The sequence below is a fragment of the Paenibacillus sedimenti genome, from assembly GCF_014534655.1.
Classification (GTDB): Bacteria; Bacillota; Bacilli; order Paenibacillales; family NBRC-103111; genus Paenibacillus_E; species Paenibacillus_E sedimenti.
Window position 1 is genome coordinate 69,856 of record NZ_JACVVD010000017.1, and the last position, 18,478, is coordinate 88,333.

General features: G+C 48.9%; 16 protein-coding genes. 13 read left to right on the forward strand and 3 right to left on the reverse strand.

Features of this window, described 5'->3' with window-relative positions; translation table 11 throughout:
* Positions 1-79: 79 nt before the first annotated feature.
* From ICC18_RS29660 to ICC18_RS29685, 6 genes are all read left to right on the forward strand, one after another.
* Entirely contained in the window at positions 80-1,855 is a 1,776-nt protein-coding gene (locus tag ICC18_RS29660) for a sensor histidine kinase (protein ID WP_188178034.1), read from the forward strand.
* Entirely contained in the window at positions 1,833-3,437 is a 1,605-nt protein-coding gene (locus tag ICC18_RS29665; protein ID WP_188178035.1) for a response regulator, read from the forward strand. Before ICC18_RS29660 ends, ICC18_RS29665 begins: the two co-directional genes overlap by 23 nt.
* 40 nt (positions 3,438-3,477) lie before the next feature.
* The gene (locus ICC18_RS29670) at positions 3,478-6,450 is read left to right on the forward strand and encodes a glycoside hydrolase family 3 protein (protein ID WP_188178036.1); all 2,973 of its coding nucleotides are present in this window, start codon (positions 3,478-3,480) and stop codon (positions 6,448-6,450) included.
* Positions 6,451-7,164: 714 nt separating this feature from the next.
* Positions 7,165-8,472, forward strand: a complete 1,308-nt coding sequence (locus ICC18_RS29675; protein WP_188178037.1) for an ABC transporter substrate-binding protein — start codon at positions 7,165-7,167, stop codon at positions 8,470-8,472.
* 136 nt (positions 8,473-8,608) lie between these two features.
* Positions 8,609-9,496 (forward strand): carbohydrate ABC transporter permease, encoded by an 888-nt coding sequence (locus ICC18_RS29680; protein ID WP_188178038.1) that lies wholly within the window; start codon positions 8,609-8,611, stop codon positions 9,494-9,496.
* Positions 9,493-10,320, forward strand: a complete 828-nt coding sequence (locus ICC18_RS29685) for a carbohydrate ABC transporter permease (protein ID WP_188178039.1) — start codon at positions 9,493-9,495, stop codon at positions 10,318-10,320. Before ICC18_RS29680 ends, ICC18_RS29685 begins: the two co-directional genes overlap by 4 nt.
* A gap of 100 nt (positions 10,321-10,420) precedes the next feature.
* Here the strand turns inward: ICC18_RS29685 and ICC18_RS29690 are convergent, their stop codons facing one another.
* The 3 genes from ICC18_RS29690 to ICC18_RS29700 are packed head-to-tail and all read right to left on the reverse strand — an operon-like array spanning position 10,421 to position 11,134.
* Entirely contained in the window at positions 10,421-10,702 is a 282-nt protein-coding gene (locus ICC18_RS29690) for a hypothetical protein (RefSeq protein ID WP_188178040.1), read from the reverse strand.
* Positions 10,636-10,803: a hypothetical protein gene (locus ICC18_RS34890; protein ID WP_188178041.1), complete on the reverse strand. Its 168-nt coding sequence runs from the start codon at positions 10,801-10,803 to the stop codon at positions 10,636-10,638. Before ICC18_RS34890 ends, ICC18_RS29690 begins: the two co-directional genes overlap by 67 nt.
* A 13-nt stretch (positions 10,804-10,816) precedes the next feature.
* Positions 10,817-11,134: a DUF3817 domain-containing protein gene (locus ICC18_RS29700; protein WP_188178042.1), complete on the reverse strand. Its 318-nt coding sequence runs from the start codon at positions 11,132-11,134 to the stop codon at positions 10,817-10,819.
* 234 nt (positions 11,135-11,368) lie between these two features.
* On the opposite strand from ICC18_RS29700, the gene ICC18_RS29705 reads away from it, so the two are divergent.
* The 7 genes from ICC18_RS29705 (at position 11,369) to gatA (ending at position 18,417) form a co-directional block, all read left to right on the forward strand.
* The gene (locus ICC18_RS29705; protein WP_188178043.1) at positions 11,369-11,749 is read left to right on the forward strand and encodes an ATPase; all 381 of its coding nucleotides are present in this window, start codon (positions 11,369-11,371) and stop codon (positions 11,747-11,749) included.
* A 306-nt stretch (positions 11,750-12,055) separates the two neighbouring features.
* Entirely contained in the window at positions 12,056-12,625 is a 570-nt protein-coding gene (locus tag ICC18_RS29710; protein ID WP_188178044.1) for a TetR/AcrR family transcriptional regulator, read from the forward strand.
* 31 nt (positions 12,626-12,656) lie between these two features.
* Entirely contained in the window at positions 12,657-13,931 is a 1,275-nt protein-coding gene (locus ICC18_RS29715; protein WP_188178045.1) for an HlyD family secretion protein, read from the forward strand.
* Positions 13,932-13,939: 8 nt separating this feature from the next.
* Entirely contained in the window at positions 13,940-15,145 is a 1,206-nt protein-coding gene (locus tag ICC18_RS29720; RefSeq protein ID WP_223192984.1) for an ABC transporter permease, read from the forward strand.
* A gap of 25 nt (positions 15,146-15,170) precedes the next feature.
* Positions 15,171-16,463 carry a TolC family protein gene (locus tag ICC18_RS29725; protein ID WP_188178047.1) on the forward strand — a complete coding sequence of 431 codons (1,293 nt, stop codon included), beginning with the start codon at positions 15,171-15,173 and terminating at the stop codon, positions 16,461-16,463.
* Between the two features lie 166 nt (positions 16,464-16,629).
* Positions 16,630-16,917, forward strand: a complete 288-nt coding sequence (gene gatC / locus ICC18_RS29730) for an Asp-tRNA(Asn)/Glu-tRNA(Gln) amidotransferase subunit GatC (protein ID WP_188178048.1) — start codon at positions 16,630-16,632, stop codon at positions 16,915-16,917.
* A 39-nt stretch (positions 16,918-16,956) separates the two neighbouring features.
* Complete coding sequence (gene gatA, locus ICC18_RS29735; protein WP_188178049.1) at positions 16,957-18,417, forward strand: Asp-tRNA(Asn)/Glu-tRNA(Gln) amidotransferase subunit GatA; 1,461 nt, start codon at positions 16,957-16,959, stop codon at positions 18,415-18,417.
* Positions 18,418-18,478: the final 61 nt, after the last annotated feature.

The window sequence follows — 18,478 nt, forward strand, 5'->3', positions numbered from 1 at the left end:
CTTTCCCCCTCAAGTCTAATCCGGACGTGAGGGGGAAATTCTTGCATAAGGATATATCGGCAGCAGGAGGGCGGAGGCCTTGGAACGTATTTTACGCATGTTGAACGGGCGTCTGCGCAGCAAACTGATCGTCGTTTTTTCGCTCATAGTGGCCTTGATTGTGATCTTGCTGTCCTATCTCTCCTATCGGCAATCATCCTTGATGAATGAGGAGAATTTCATTGCCAGCAACCAGAAAATCATGAAACTGGTCAATCAGAACCTGGATAATTACATCAGTAAGATCGACGAGTTTACGCTGTCTCCGCGGAAAGATTCCGTATTCATGGATGCGATTATTTCCAATGAATATTTGGCTCAGTTCAATATCCAGAACCAGATCAAGAATATGTTCTACTCGCGTGAAGATATTGAAGAAATAACGATTTACACGCCCATCAATCACACCCAGTATCGGCTCTCCCGTTCTACGGTCAATTTAACGCAGCAAAGCGACTATCAAACGGAGCAGGAAGCTTGGTATAAAGAAGCGGCGGGGAGCCCCAAATTCCGCAGTATGGAACCTGCATCCCAGTCACAGCAATTTCTGGTGTTTCACCGGATTCTAATCAACATTGCGGATAAAAGGCCTTTAGCCGTCATTTCGGTCACGTTGAATTATCGGGAGCTTAACCGTATTTTCGGTGATCTTTCGGATAAATCGGGTGAGGTCCTGGGGCTTTTTAACTATGAGAATCAGCTTTTTTATAGCAATAATGATGATGTCACGGATTCCCAGTGGAAAGGTTTGCTGGCAAGGGTCGACGAGCAAGCCGGGGAGGCTGGTTATTCGGAACAGAGCATTGAGCGATCTTTATTTTTAGCCCAATATAATATCTCCGGGCAAAACAAGTGGAAGCTGGTTAAGCTGACGCCGATTGCCGAACTGAATAAAGCTGCGGCGAACGCAAGATGGATTAATTTAGTCGTGGGCTGCGGGTTCTTGGTATTTTTCATTATCGTGGTCATCTTCGTTTCAAATGCGATTACAGGAAGGCTTAAAGATTTTTCGCGCAGAATAGAGCAGCTTGGAGAAGGCAATTTTGAACTCGATTACGAGTTTAAAGGAAGGGACGAAATCGCGCATCTCTCCAGAAAGTTTAATCAGATGGTGGTCAGAATCAATGATTTGATCGCGGAACGCTATGAAATCAAGCTGAACGAACGGAATGCCCGGTTAAAAGCGCTGGAAGCGCAAATCAATCCGCATTTTCTATACAACTCCTTGCAGGCGATTTCGACGGAAGCGATTATCCATGAGGTCGATTCTATCCAGCAAATGGTTGATGCGCTGGCCTCGTCACTGCGATACTGCATCAAAGATGGGGAAACCGTCAGCGTGGGGCATGAGCTGGAACATATTCAGAACTATCTGGTTTTGCAAAAGGCGAGATTCGGCGAACGATTACAAGTAGCGATCGATATTCCTGCGGAAGCCATGGCTATTCTTATTCCCAAAATGACTCTGCAAATTTTGCTGGAAAATGCGATTGAACATGCGCTGGAGCAAATGTCTGAAGCCATTTATATCGAAATCATGGCGGACTGGGATGAACAATGGCTCGTTCTTCACGTCGCTGATGACGGACCGGGCATGAATGCTAAGCGTTTGGAAGAAGTCAGAGCAGGGATGAACGAGAATTATTTGGAGGTTCAAGAAGAGATCGGTTTGAAAAATTTGTATTCCCGCATCAAGCTGATGTATGGCCGCGATGCTCACATGACAATGAACAGCCAACCTGGTCAAGGAACCGATATTCAAATCAGACTGCCGATCAGAAAGGAGGGTCAACATGTACAAAGCACTGATTATTGATGATGAAGAGCCTGCCAGACGCGCGATCCGTGCTCTTGGAGCCTGGGACGAACACCGGATTACGATGGTTGACGAAGCGAAAGACGGGTTAGAAGGGCTTAGTCTGCTGGCGTCCATTCAGCCGGATCTGATTTTCGTCGATATGCGCATGCCGTTTCTAGGCGGGGTAGAATTTTTGCAGCAAGCCAAGGCGGTATCTTCCGGCAAGTGTATTGTGGTGAGCGGATACGACGATTTTGAATTTGCCAGGGGAGCCATTACGTCTGGGGCACTTGATTACATGCTGAAGCCGATCAAAAAAGCGGAGCTGAATCAGGCGATTGCCAAGACGGTAGCGCAGCTTGATCGTGAGCAGGCAGAGCGTAACACCAGGCTCACCGGCGCGATCTTGCACAACATTTCGATGCCGCTCGTGAAAGAGAAGATTTTTGCATCAATCATCGATCAAAATGGTAAATTCCATAAAATCAAAGAGCTGGAGATGTTGATCGAAGCGAAGCCGAATGATCGCTTTCAAGTGATCGTTATGACCGTATTGAATCTATCATCCGTGAGCGAGAAGAAATTCAGCGGTGACATGCATGCTTGTTATTATGCGATTACGAATGCGTTAAACGAGCTTTTATCCTCGGCGGGGCAGACATTTAGCTTCAAAAACAATAGAGAAGAGCAGGAGTTTATTATCGTACTGTCTCCTTCGGAGCAAGCCGACTTTGTAATTAGCCAAGATGTTCAGCAGGCTGCGACACGGTTGCAAGAGACGTTCGGAACAAAGAGCATGGCCGCTGTAGGAGAGGTCACAGAGCGACTTGATCAATTGGATACGGCCTATCAGTCGGCCAAAACATTACTGATGCAGGCTAATTTACTGGAATCCAAAGGTTTGGAAGCCGATAGGGCCATGGACGCTGCGAATCGAATGTCTATTTTAGTGAAAAAAGATTTACTGCTGCATGCTCTGGAAATGGGCAGTGCGGTGTATGCCGTCAACATCATACGGGATTTCTTCGAAGAGATAAGGCGATCCGGCTATTTCAGCATAGAGATGATGCTTCAATGCAGCACGGAGATTCGAATCATTGCGGACCAGCTTGCCATCGAAGGAAGTGCCTTATCCTCATATCCTTCCCATCTTCTAGAGCGATTCGAGCTTTTGTTCGATAATCGGGTAATGGAATTTGACGACTACGCAAAGGGATTGACCGGCTTTATGGAGGAATGGTTCTCAGCCCTGCTCCATAGCCATAAATCGGCGGATAAGCTGAATGTCGATCAAATTAAAGATTATATCGACCACCATTATTATGAAGACATCTCCATCGCATTATTTACGGAAAAACACTATATCAGCAAAGAACACCTGCTGCGTCTTTTCAAGCAAAAATACGGCAGCGGCATTTATGAGTATACGCTGAATGTCCGCATGGACAAAGCCAAAGAGCTGCTGAAGGACCCGGAGCTTAAAATACAAACCGTAAGCGAGAAAATCGGATATAACGATACCAACTATTTCAGCAAGGCGTTTAAGAAGCATGTTGGCGTGTCGCCACTCGAATTCAGAAAGCAATCCATCACAGGGTAATGAAAGCGATTTCAAATGATCGATGAAGGTGAGGTTAATTATGAGCATACTTACAGGTTTACCATTTCAAAACACGGAACTATCCCTCGATGAGCGTGTTGCGGATCTCATATCCCGGTTTACTTTGGAAGAGAAAATTAATCTGATGACCCAATACCAGACAGAGGTACCTCGTCTAGGAGTAAAGCCGTATAAGCACGGGACCGAAGGGGCTCATGGCGTGGCATGGTTGGGAGAAGCGACGGTGTTCCCGCAAAATATCGGACTAGCCTGCACGTGGAATCCGGATTTGCTGCGCGAGATCGGTTCGGCCATCGGTGATGAAGCCAGAGTGTATTACCAAAAAAATCCTGCGATTAATGGACTTACGATTTGGGCGCCGACAGTTGATATGGAGCGGGATCCACGCTGGGGACGGACGGAGGAAGCCTACGGCGAAGATCCTTATTTGACAGGGCGGATTTCAACGGAGCTGGTGAAAGGCATGCAGGGTCCGCATCCGTTTTATTTGAAGACGGTTGCAACATTAAAGCATTTCCTAGGCAATAATAATGAGATTAATCGGGGGGAATGCTCCGTCAGCATCGATCCGCGCAACATGCGGGAATATTATTTGAAAGCGTTCGAGCCGGCATTCCGGGAAGGCGGGGCTCTTTCTATGATGACCGCTTATAATGCGGTAAACGGCACACTCTGTAATCTGAATCCGGATGTGAACCGGATCGTAAAGGGCGAGTGGGGCATGCAAGGCTTTGTCGTCAGTGATGCGGGGGATGTACTCGGAACCGTACGCGATCATCATTACATGCAATCCTACGCGATGGCTGTGGCGGAATCCGTGAAGAACGGCATCGACAGTATCACCGACGATCAGGAAATCACGCTTCGCGCCATTCGTGATGCCATAGAGCTAGGCCTGCTCGGCGAAGAGGATCTGGATCATGCGCTGAGCAATACGTTCCGTGTCAGATTCAGGCTAGGAGAATTTGATCCGGAGGCAAACAATCCTTATGCGAATATACCTGAAACCAAGCTGTGTGCGCCTGAGCATGCTGAGTTATCCTTGAGAGCAGCGCGCGAGTCGATCGTGCTGCTCAAAAATGATGGCATACTGCCATTGAAGAAAGATTTGAAAAAGGTTGCGGTTATTGGACCGCTAGCGAATACGGTTTATACCGATTGGTATAGCGGTACCCCAAATTATCGCATCACGCCGCTGCAAGGGATTCGGGAAAAGATGGCAGACAAGGCATTGGGTAATGTCGATAGCAAAAGTGAATATAACAATGTTGAAAGCAAAAGTGAATTTAACGATGCCGAAAGCAAAAGTGAATACAACAATGCTGAAAGCAAAAGTGAATATAACAATGCCAATGACCACGCTGTAGTCTTTGAGGAAGGCTGCGACCGCATTCGCCTCCGCAGCAGGCGAACCGGCGGATACGTCGGGCTCAGCGCCGGCGCGCAGCCACTGCTTGTGGCCGACCGCGCAGAGGCGGCTAACGCCGCGCTGTTCGATCGCGCCGACTGGGGCTGGGGCAGCGTCACGCTGCGGGCCGCTGCCAGCGGCAAGTTCGTCACCGAGACCGACGACGGTCGTCTCGCCGCAATTGCCGACGAAGCCCGCGGCTGGTTCGTCAAGGAAGCCTTCGGCTTCGAGGCGCTGGAAGGCGCCGAAGCCGCGATGAAGTCATGGGCCGGCAGGCACGTGGCGGCCGGCGAGGGCGGCGTACTGACCGTTGGCGAAGCCGGTCATACGGACGGCGTCGATCGCTTCGAGATCGACGTGGTTCGGGGCGGCATCCGCGCTGCGGTGGATGCCGCGAAGTCTGCCGACGCAGCTGTCGTTTTCGTCGGCAACAACCCGTTCATCAACGGCAAGGAATGCGTTGATCGCCCGGACCTGACGCTTCCTCCAGCACAGGAAGCGCTCATTCGCGCCGTGTTCGAAGCGAATCCGAATACGGTCGTGGTCATCGTCGGCAGCTACCCGTGCGCCGTCAATTGGCAAGACGAGCATATGCCGGCTATGCTCTACAGCTCTCATGCCGGACAGGAGCTCGGCCACGCGGTGGCTGACGTGCTGTTTGGCGATTATAATCCGGCGGGGAGGCTGAACATGACCTGGTACCGTTCTATAGACCAGCTTCCCGATCTGATGGATTATGACATCATCAAAGGGAAGCGGACGTACCAGTATTTTGACGGCGACGTTTTATACCCGTTCGGTCACGGACTTTCCTATACAAATTTTCGTTATAGCGATTTATCGCTAAGTGAGGCAGAAATCAACGCTGATGGTCTTCTGCAGGTTAGCATCCGGATTGAGAACACAGGAAGTCAGGCCGGGGACGAGGTCGTTCAATTCTATGTCCGCGCCAACGAATCCAGTGTCAGACGCCCGTTGAAGACACTTAAGGGCTTCCAAAGGGTACATCTGCTTCCCGGTCACCAAGAAACCGTAACCTTTACGCTGCCGGCAACTGAGCTCGCTTTCTGGGATGTCACCCGCGATCGTTACTGTGTAGAAAGCGGTTCTTACAGCGTCATGATTGGTCGCTCTTCAGGGAACTACCAAGCTGAAGCATCCTTTACCGTTCGTGGAGAAGAGGTGCCTCCACGCCAACTGGATGCCGCCGTTCGCGCTATCAACTATGACGACTACGCTGACGTCTACCTGGATGAATGCCGCGAAGGCGGCGGTGCGTGCTTGCGCAGCCGCGGTGAAACAGGCTGGATCGCCTTTCGCAACGCGGATCTGGGCAGAGGCGTTCATGGTTTCGAAGCTCGCGTAGCTCACGCGTTGTCGGGCGCGCAGATCGAAATCCGGCTGGATGCGCCTGACGGACCGCTTGCTGGCGTATGCGACGTACCGCCAACGGGAGGTTGGCAGGCGTGGACGACTGTGACGGCGCCCGTATCCGGCTCTGGGATCACCGGTATCCGTGATGTTTACCTGTGCTTTGCGGGAACCGTGCAAATCAGTTGGTTCCGTCTGCACAGCCAGGAGTAGGCACTTCCCCAAAAATTGCAGCTGGCCCCCAGGCCGCTGCAATTTTTTTGATGTATGAGTTTATATGTTGTCGGGGACAGTTACCCGGGTAACGCCGCAAGCGTTCAGGAGAGCAGCTGGTATAGAAAGATGGCCGATGCATACGCATGAAAAAGTGAATTGGAATTACTATTCGCTAATAAAGACTCGCGGGACGATTAACCGACTTAGATATCTATGAGTGAGAGAGTAGAGAACAGATGACTATAAGTAACGAACAAAGTTCTTTAAATATAGACGTTTGTTCGCTCGAGCCATTATTTTGACCATTAGCCATCATTTAGCGTCAGAGTATGTTTTTAATAACGACCATGGTTCGTTATTCAAGCGATGAGCGTAGAAACCGTGGCAACGCCGTGTATCGGATCCGAATTCGCCTTCGGAAGCTACAACCGCGACGCTAGATGATTCGTGGCTGCATGATCCGCGAAGATAACGCGGATTTTTCGCATTAACGCGCCCGGACACGACGCTGCAGCCGAGTAAAGTTTGTTTCTTCGCGTTAAGTTAAAGCCGCGCTCCCATTTGCCTAATTCCGAGTTTAGGATCCCGCTCCCACGCGCATGACATTTTTTTACCCTTATGAAGGCACCATTTTACATAGACCCTAGCGCGAGAATCTAGTTAAATTAACTTATGCTTAACGCTTACAAATAAAAAGGGAGGCAACATTCAATGAGCAAAAAATCCTTAGGCGTAATCACTTCTTCGGTGCTTATCATGTCACTGCTCGCTGGCTGTGCAAGCGGCTCCAAGCCTGAAGCGACTAACGCCAATTCCACAGACAAAGCGGCCTCGACCGCAGCACCTGCAAGCAGCAAACCGGTAACGCTAAACATCCTTCAATATGCGCCGGAAATGACAGACGCCATGCATCATCTGGCGGACGAATACCATAAGCAAAATCCGAATGTAACGATCGATATCACGATTCATCAGGACGATTACCCGACGCTTCTGAAAACGCGCATCAACTCCGGCGATATTCCGGATATCTTCATGTCCGGCGCCTACAATGACAATAAAACGTACAAAGACTATGCGTACGATTTGTCCAAAGAAGATTTTATGAAAAACATCGCAGACTCGGCCAAAACGGGCGTGACCCTGGACGGCAAAGTCCTGGGCTATCCGTTCATTCTTCAATCTCATTCCTTCATTTACAATAAAAAACTGTTTGCCGAAGCAGGCATCACCGAACTGCCCAAAACATTTAGCCAACTGGAGGAAGCAGCGAAGAAGCTTCAAGCCAAAGGCATCATTCCTTTCTCCAACGGCTACAAAGAGTGGTGGGTGCTGGAGCAGACCTTTACGCAGGTCATGTCATCTATGGGCGGCGATTATGCAGCGGCATTTGCCGATATCCATGCAGGCAAAAAGAAGCTGAGCGACATCCCGGCTGCGATGAATATTTTCGATCTGCTCGACATTACGACCAAATACGGCAATCCGAAGCCGCTTGAAACAGATTTCAACGCACAGGTGAACTTGTTCGCACAAGGCAAGGCTGCGATCATGCACCAAGGAACTTGGGCGGAAGAATCGATTCGTAAAATCAATAAGGATCTGGACATCGGCTTCATGGCTGGGCCGGTAGGCGAAGACGGCTCCAAAGCCGGACTTATGGTCGATTCCAACATCGTGTACCGCATAAACAAGGATTCCAAGAACCTAAATGAAGTTCTGAAGTTCTTTAACTGGCTGACCACTTCCGACTACGGCAAGAAGTTCGTTCCTGCAGAAACGAAACAAATTTCCACCATCAAGGATGCACCTTTCCCGGATGCGCAACTGGCCAAAGAAACGTCCGAATTTGTAAAAAACGGCGTCACATATCCTTGGGTCAAAGGCTATTGGCCAGACGGTTACGAGCAAAAGGCAGGCGAAATTTTACAGAAATACGTTGGAGGCGCGGCAACGAGAGATCAAGTCAAAGACGATCTGGACAAAACCTGGGCTAAATTAGCCAAGGCTGCCCAATAAGCGCCGCCGTTGTCCCAATAAATCACCGATCGGGCCAGAAAGAAATTCTTTCTGACTCGATCGGTTCACTTCGTGAATCCGGATCTCGCAACGACCCCAGGTTCACGACTACTTCATAAATACCGGAGTGAGAATAATGAAAGCTTTCAATAAAACAGCCAGAAGCTATACGGAATTTTTCGTTTTTGTTACGCCGGCGATGATATTCATTTTGCTTGCAGCCATCATTCCTTTCCTCATGTCGCTTTATTACTCGCTGACCAAATGGAATGGAGTAGGCAAAAACATTAAATTTATCGGACTCGATAATTTTATCGAACTCTTCACTACAGATACGGGCTCATTGCAATCCCTTCTTTTTACTTTGTTATACGGTATTTTGAACGTTATTCTGACGAATGTCACGGCGATTACGCTTGCTGTCATATTAACTAAGGCTTTGAAGTCCAAAGCTGTGCTGCGAGCTGCATTTTTCATCCCGAATATCATCAGTCTGGTTATTATCGGGTTTATTTGGAAGTTTGTGTTTACGCGGGTTTTCGAAGCATTGCATGAAGTTACGCATTGGTCTGTGTTTCAATGGAGCTGGCTTGGGGATCAGCATTTGGCGTTTGTATCCATCCTGTTGGTTAGCGTTTGGCAATCCGTCGGCTTTTACATGATGATTTACATTACGGGGCTGCAATCGATTCCTTCTGAGCTGAATGAAGCTGCATCGATCGATGGCGTGGTAGGACTGAAGCGGTTTTTCACTATTACGCTTCCTTTGTTGATGCCTTCCCTGACGGTTGCGTTCTTTTTGACAATCGCGAACTCTCTCAAGGTGTTCGATATCATTTATACATTGACCTTTGGAGGGCCCGGAGGCGCTACAACGAGCATTACAATGGATATCTATAACGAAGCGTTCGTGAATAACCGATTCGGGTACGCCACGGCAAAATCGCTGCTGTTCGTTGTTCTGATCCTGCTCATTACGGTGTTTCAAGTCAAATTTTTCAAAAGTAAGGAAGTGGAAGCATGACGCGCAGGAATCGTAGAAACTTGCTGCTGCTGGAAATTGTCATCATTTTGCTGACTTGCGTGTTCCTTTATCCGCTCTTCCTGGTGCTGATCAATACCTTCAAGGATTACAAGGAAGTCGTGACCAATGTGGTCAGCATGCCGCGGGCATTCAGTTTTGAGAATTACAAGCAAGTTTGGGATTTGATGAAATATCCAAAACTCTTTTGGAACACCTTGTTTATTACTTCGGTCAGCGTCATTGGCATTCTGCTGTTCGGATCGATGGCCGGATACAAACTGTCCCGCACCAAAAGCAGATTAAGCGCGTTCCTGTTCTTTCTTGCGATTTCTCCGATGATGCTGCCGTTTCAATCGTTCATGATCACCTTAACGAAGCTTTCGAAAGAGCTGCATCTCATTAATAGCTTGAGCGGCTTGAATGTCATCTATTGGGGCCTCGGTTGCCCGCTTGCGATCTTTATGTTCCACGGATTTGTCAAATCAATACCCGTTGAGCTCGAAGAGTGCGCAGCGATGGATGGCTGTTCGTCATACCGGATCTTCTATCAGATCGTGTTGCCCATCATGGTGCCGGTCATCAGCACCGTGGCGATCCTCAATGTGATGTGGATTTGGAACGACTTCTTACTGCCGCTTATTATGCTGAATGGAAAAGAAGCCACCTTACAGCTCGCTTCCTATAAGTTTTTCGGCCAGTACAAAAGCGAGTGGAATTACGCGCTAACCGCCGTAGTCTTTACGACAACGCCGCCAATCTTATTCTTCCTGTTCATGCAGAAGTTCATTATTAAAGGCATGGTCGCTGGAGCGGTAAAAGGCTAACTTGCATCTACCTGTCTTCATACAAAAAAGTCTGCTCTACCCATGGATTACGGGCGGAAGCAGACTTTTTCGCGTATTTACGCTCTACTCAAATTTGGCATCATTTCGCCTTTTTCCAATTGCCGAACCGGTAGTACAGCACATTCAGCGCGGCCGCGATGAAGGCAACAACCAGCGGAAACACGACAGCTCCTGCCGATCGCACAACACCTGCAACAACATTAAATATGCCGAATATAATAAATGACCACAGGGTTAAATTGTTAATATGTACGCCAATATCTATGGCCCTGCCTTCAGCTGGAAGGAAGAGACCTACCGTCTCGCGGTCGACTCCGCCGATCGCCATCGCCGGCATCTGCACATAACTGGAGATCTGCATGGAGACTCCGCCTCGTCAACCTTCTGACCCCCGAGATTCTGGCCGATTAAAATTACGGCTGCCATTGCGAAGCCAAAAATGGCGCTGATCAGGAAAAACATAATGATATTCGCATTAGAGGTTGCCGCGATTATCCAGAAATTTCAAGTCCTTACGTAGCCGTCCGTCGAGGATAAATGGACCGAACGGGAGAAAAGCGGCGATGAAGGCGATAAGCACTCTTTTAAACGGCCATCGGTGAATCCATGTGACAATTGCTAGAGCAAGTAGATACAGGACGAACAGAACGCCATGGGCCATACCGAAGATCTGCACGGCTTGCGGCAGGTCGAAAAAGTATTTGAGCGGCATGGCGATGCCAAGCAAAATAAGGAAAGAAGCGCCTTCCGCTAACCCGACATAATGAAGAAATTTTAAAGAATTTTTAAGCATGACGAGCAACTCCTTAAGAATGATTGTCATTAAAGACTTACGAATAGTATAGAGATGAATTATGAATTCCATATGAACAACAGATTTCAATTGATGCGTTCTCTTCTCTTAATTATAGTAGCGATTTCTTCTATTGGACACACTTTCATTTTTTTAGTACTATTAACTTTACTAGAAAGCCACAGCCGTACACATAGATTAGCTTTTAGCATCGCTAAGTTAGGGGGAATTTCGATGCTTCGTCTTGGTGAGAAAATCATCATCATTGCCGATAGCCTGGAACAGAATCTGCCTATCGGACAATACGGATATATCATTGCCTATGATCGGAATGCGGACAATATATTTGATTACGTCGTACGTATTCCCAAAGATAACAAGCACTACTATGTAACCGCGGGAGACATTGAGCTCGAAGAAGTGCTTCTCCAGCAGGAGGCGGAACGTATCGAGAAAGAAGCGCTCATCGATTACGCGCTCTCTACGAAGAACGAGGAGATGTTTCGCAGAATTATGAATGGGGACTCGCTGGACGAAGTTTTAGTCGAACAGAACAAGGAAGTGCAATCCCGCGAGGACTTCATCAAACAAGTCGGTCTAAAGGCCTGGATCTAAACGATATATGATCATAAGTAAACCCGCCCATCTTTTATGGCGGGTTTTTTTGTAGTATCCGGGGGCTCCCCCAAAAGTAATGTCCAAACTTATCATCGAAGTAATACATCGAAGAACGACCGCGTTATTAAGGTAAGTTTAGACGCCGATCGAGCTTTGGGCTCGATGCGGACGGAATAGGCATCGAAGGTTTAGCGTCACTTTTGGGGGACATTTGTCGTATTCCTATTGATTAAACCAGGAGATGATGGTATATTAACTTTCGAACATAAAACTAAAATAGTATTTCAGTTCTGGGGTGCACTTATGGATCAAAAAAAATTAATGATTATGGAATCCGCCAAAAAATCTTTCGCGCTGTTCGGTTATAAAGGAACAACGATGGATCAGATCGCTAAAATCGCCGGTGTGGGCAAGGCGACGATCTACTCGTTTTTTACGAATAAAGAAGAGCTTCTGCATGAAATCGTTCAATCTTTGATTGCGGAAATGAAAGCCGTAGCCGAGAAGGCGCTTCTCGAAGGCGCGACGCCCTTTGAAAAAATTCACGGCGCCATTTATGGCATACTCGTGTTCCGTAAAGAGCACGAACTGCTCATTCAATTGGCCCATGAAGTCCAGCAATACGGAAGTCAGGTAACCCTTGAAGCGATGTCGAGCATCGAAACTGAAGTTGTTGATTATATCAGCCAGCATATTGAGCGTGCCATACATAACGGCACCATGAAAAGCTGCGAACCGAAGATAACGGCTTTTATCATGTTTAAGCTATATGTTGCTCTAGTTTTTGACTGGGAGAAACAGAACCCGCCGTTAACGAATGAAAGAATTTCGGAGCTTCTGCAGCATTATTTTGGTAATTTCCTTAATCGTTAATTTTTATACATTTTTATTCGGAGGGATACACATGCGATTTATACGACCTGTTATTTATTCTGCAATGGCGGTAGTTATTGGGACGAGTGCTTTGTTGTTAACATCCAAGCAAGCGATCAGCCAGACGGACTCGGCCAATCAGGTTCATCCGACTGCTTATATAGAGACGAATGAGGTTAGCGCCAGTTTTAAGGTCGGCGGAAGAGTGACGGAAATTCTTGTAAAGGAAGGTAACTCCGTGAAAAAAGGCCAGGTGCTGGCCCGTCTTCAAAGCACGGAGATTGAAGCAAAAGTCGCGCAGGCCAAAGCAGCCGTATCTCTAGCGCAAGGCAAAATCGCCGAAGCCGAAGGGGCTTCTGCAACGGCGCATGCGAAGAAACAGCAAGGCATTGCCGGCGTAAACGTGACAGCCGATACGGCCGAGCAGCAAGTGGCGCAGGCCCAGGCCGCAGTGAGCGCCGCTCAGGCGAAAGTCGATGCGCTGCATAACGGTGCGCGTCCGGAGGAGAAGAAGCAAGCCGAGATTCAATTGAAGGCTACCACTGAGGTTTACACGATTGCCGAACAAAATCTCAACAGAATGAACGCCATGCTTGAACAAGGGCTGGTCTCTCAAGCTGAAGTAGATAAAGTGAAAGTGAGCTATCAGGAAGCCAAGACCAAGCGTGATTTGGCCGAGCAGCAGTACAATATGTCGAACCAAGGTCCGCGCGAGGAAGAAATTCGCGGTGCTGAAGCTCAGCTGGAGCAAGCCAAAGCAGCATTGAAGCTGGCTGAAGCGAACCGCGCTACCGTTCAGGTAAAACAGGGAGATGTAGCCGCAGCGGAGGCGGCGGTACAGCAGGCGCAAGGCGCGATCAAGTCCGCGCAATCCGGCGAACAACAGGCCAAAGCCGCTCAGATGGAAGCGGAGACTTACTTGAGCTACACCGAGTTGCTCGCACCAACGGATGGCATTATTCTTTCTCAATCAGCGCAGGTCGGCGAGCTTGTCGGCTCCGGGTTCCCTGTGTTCTCCATGGAGTCAACGGATACGCGTTGGGTGAAGTTCTACATGCCGGAAACGGCGGTAGCAGGTTTGAAGGTCGGAAACAAAGTCAATATGACGCTTTTATCGACAGGGGAAAAAGTAGAAGGTACGGTTTCAACAGTAGCGGCAGCGCCCGATTTCGCCGTCAAAAAAGCTACGCAAACCTCAGGAGAGACGGATATCCGTTCGTTCGGCATCAAATTAGAATTAAATCAGCTCCCGGATAGCGCAACGACAGGCATGACGCTTCAGTGGAACGGCAAAACGGAAGGGTGATGAAAGAGATGGATCTTCGGATTGGCAAGCTCATATCAGAAGAATGGATGCACATTCTGAAGGACCGAAGGCTTTTTCTCATCTTGTTCTTCGTTCCGGTTTTGTATACGGTGCTTTTCGGCTCGATCTATTTGCACCATAAAGTAACCGAGATGGCCACGGTCGTGATTGATGAAGACCAGAGTCCGTTAAGCCGTCAAATTATTCAAGCTTTCGAAGAGAGCGAATCGTTCCAAATTACGAAGGAATACCACTCGGAGGAAGACGTGAAACGTGCTTTGTCCAGCGGGGAAGCAAAGGTAGGGCTAGTCATTCCATCCAATTTTGAGGCGAAGCTGAAGCGTGGAGATACGCTGCCATTGCTTACGCTCATCGACGGGAGCAATATGATGATTTCGAACTCGGCCACTAAGGGGGCCAACGAGGTCATCACCACCTTCAGCATGGGCTATTCGATGAAAAAGCTGCAGCTGCAGCAAGGACTTCAAAGCGAACAGGTCATGAATACGTTGTCGCCGATTCCTTACCGATACCGCATTATGTACAACTCCGCATTTAACTATAGCGATTTTATGCTCTACGGACTTATGGGAGCAATTTTACAGCAAGTGTTATTCCTCGGTATCGCCTTAACGATCACACGGGAAAAAGATGGCGGCACCTGGCAACGTTTCGCAGCATGGAAGCGAAATCCATGGCGAATCGCCTATGCGAAAACAGCTCCCTATTTTTTAATCAACCTGTTCAACAGCACTATTGCTTTTGTTATTGCTTTGTATGCTTTCGGAGCACCGCTGGCCGGAAGTTTGCTTGTCGGGCTTGGTCTCATTCTTTGTTTTACCTTTGCGGTAAGCGGCATCGGTTACCTGATCAGCCTGTTCTCCAGCAACCAACTCGGTGCGACGCAGACGGCAATGCTGATTGCCGTGCCTTCCTTCATGCTTTCAGGTTTTACATGGCCGATGGAGGCGATGCCCAAGGTCCTGCAGGTACTCGGTCACATGCTGCCGCTTACTTATTTCCTTGACGGCGTTCGCAATGTGTTTGTCAAGGGCAACGACATGTCGGTCATAAGCCACGATTGCATCGCATTGATTTTGACCGGTACGCTCACTTACTTCATCGCCATGCTGCTGACGCGCTTTGTCGTATTTTCCAAGAACAAATCCGAGGCACAGCCCGTTTTACCAACAGGAACCAATCTTACCGTGTAAGCATAAATGAAAGGATGCGATTTTCTTGAAAAAATCTCTGATCAGCCTCTCTGCAGCCCTGTTACTCTTTTCAAGTTCGCAAGCGCTCGTTAGCGCCGACTCTGCCAATGATCCGAAGCAAAATGTTTATGTGAACGCCGACGTTCTGGAGACGGTCGCCTCCATCGATTTAAACTATGTGCTGGATAAAGCGCTCAAAGATTCGCACAATCTTGCCATGCTGACGCTTAAATATGCGGCTCAAGGCAGCAAAAAAAACGATCTGGAGCAACAAATGAACGACATGGGTTCTCCTGCTTTTACGCCGAGCCATATGCCGGATACGGCAGCAGAGATCAACGCCTTCACCACCTCCTCAGGAGTGCCGGCCACCGATCCTTCGAATATGGCCATCACAATCATGCAGAATACGGCGATGAATCAAATGCTGCAGGGCATGGGCGCCATGGCCGGCGGCATGAACCAAATCATTTCCGCGCAGCGGGCACAAATGAAAACCGCCGCCCACCAGCTGGAGACCGATCAGCGCAATTCATTGCTCCAAAACGATGAAGCGGAGGCCGGCGTCCGCCTGCAAACGATCGCTCAGTACGTTCAGCTTCTGGGTCAAAAGAAACAGCTTGATTTTATGCAGGAGTACCAGACCGTCATGGAAAAAGATTTGCTGAAAGCTACCCTTTTCGCACAACAAGGCTTGGCTTCCACCGACGACGTGCAGACTGCAGAGAAAGCCGTTAACAAGCAAAAAGACGATATCGTGACCTTGACGAACAACTATCGTCTAGGACTGGTCCAGCTTTCAACGGATATCGGTATTTCCTATGATCCGAACTTAAACATGAAGGACATCGATCCCATTATCATCGAGCCTATCACTGAAACGGATACGACGATCCTGCTCAAAAATTCGTACCAGATGAAAATTTCAGGCAATAACATCGATGAAGCGGTCTGGGAAAATGGCCATACAGTGACCCAGAATACGTACGGCGACACCTATCTAGGTATCAATCTGGCGATCAGCGGTCAAAATAACGAGCAAACCAAGCTCGAATTGACCAAGAAGATTCAAACCACCTACAACGATGCCAAAAATTCGTACCAAACCGTCCTCACCGAGCAGCGGAACGTGAATGATGTGAAAGCCGATCTCGAGAAAATGAAATTCCGCTACAACGTAGGCGCCATCTCCAAGCACGATCTCAACAAATTCGAGCTTAAGGTACGGCAGTACGAAACGGCGTTAGCTGCCGCTAAGCTCAAATATTACGTTTTGAAAGAGAAAGCGACAGCGATGGATACCGGCTTTATCCAATAGCCGACCCAATAGAACATGGCCTCTTACATTTGAATGGCATACCAGCCGTTCCGGTGGGAGGCCGTGTTTTTTCGTATGCGATGGTGGTGGATTCTGGATTGAGTTCGCAAAATATCTGGGATATAATGAAAAGAATGACTAGACGCTGATAAAGGGGTGTAGAAACTTGAGTATTTCCAAAGCAGATGTCGAGCACGTCGCAAAGTTGGCTAGACTCGATCTCAGTGACCATGAGAAGGAACAATTTACCGAGCAATTGAATGCCATTTTAAAATATGCCGAGCAATTGAATGAACTCGATACGGAAGGCGTAGTTCCAACCAGCCATGCGATGCCGTTAGTAAACGTTATGCGCGAGGATGTAACGAAGCCGTCGCTGCCGATCGGCAAAGTATTATTGAATGCGCCTGATGAAGAAGACGGGCAGTTCAAAGTACCAGCCGTCCTCGAATAGATCCAATTCGCACCATATGATGAAAGGGAGTGCCTGTCGTTGTCATTGTTTGATTTAAACCTACAAGAAATCCACACGAAGCTTCAGCGCAAAGATGTAAAGGTCGCTGATCTTGTGGATCAATCCTATACACGTATTCAGGAAGTTGAAGGCAAAGTCCGCGCTTTCCTTGCTTTAGATGAAGAGAATGCCCGACAAGCAGCCAAGCAATTGGACGAGCAGTTGGCAAGCGGCGGTAGTGAGCGCGGTCTTTTGTTCGGATTACCGATCGGCATTAAAGACAACATGGTAACGGAAGGCCTGATAACGACCTGCGCAAGCAAGTTTTTATCCAATTACAACCCGATTTATGACGCTACGGTGATCAGTAAGCTGAAAGAAGCGCAAACCGTCACCATTGGCAAACTCAACATGGACGAGTTCGCCATGGGTGGTTCCAACGAGAACTCCGCGTTCCACCCGTCCCACAATCCGTGGAACACGGATTACGTGCCGGGCGGCTCCAGCGGCGGCTCGGCTGCAGCGGTCGCTGCGGGCGAAGTATACTTCGCCCTAGGCTCCGACACCGGCGGCTCCATTCGCCAGCCGGCGGCTTACTGCGGCATCGTCGGTCTGAAGCCGACGTATGGTCTCGTGTCCCGATACGGTCTCGTCGCATTCGCATCCTCGCTCGACCAGATCGGACCGCTGACGAAGAACGTTGAAGACTCCGCCTACCTGCTTCAAGCAATCGCAGGCTACGATCCGAAGGACTCCACATCTGCGAATGTGGATATTCCCGACTACCTGAGCGCTTTGACCGGAGACGTCAAAGGGCTCCGTATCGGCGTGCCTAAGGAATACATCGGCAAGGGCGTCGACACTGCCGTGAAAGAGAAAGTGCTCGAAGCGCTGAAAGTGCTGGAGAGTCTCGGCGCTATTTGGGAAGAAGTGACCCTCCCGCATACCGAATATGCGGTCGCCGCTTACTACCTGCTCGCTTCCTCCGAAGCATCTTCGAACTTGGCGCGTTTTGACGGCATTCGTTATGGCGTCCGTTCCGACAACGCCCGCAATCTGCTCGACGTCTACCACATGTCGCGGAGCGAGGGTTTCGGACCCGAGGTCAAACGCCGCATCATGCTCGGTACGTACGCGCTCAGCTCCGGTTACTATGATGCTTATTACCTCAAAGCACAAAAAGTCCGCACCTTGATCAAGCAAGATTTTGATCAAGTGTTCGAGAAATACGACATCATCATCGGACCGACGGCTCCTACGACTGCATTCCGAATCGGAGAGCAGAGCGAAGATCCGCTTACGATGTATTTGAACGACATTTTGACCATCCCGGTTAACTTGGCGGGTATCCCCGCGATCAGCGTGCCTTGCGGCTTTGCCAACGGTCTGCCTGTCGGCCTGCAAATCATCGGTAAAGCGCTCGATGAAGCTACGCTTCTGCGCGTAGCCCATGCCTATGAGCAAAACACCGACCACCACAAACAACGCCCGCAATTATAATGGTAGTTTAAAAAGCCCACTTTCTGAACGCGGACTTTTTAAACACTTATTTATAGAAGGA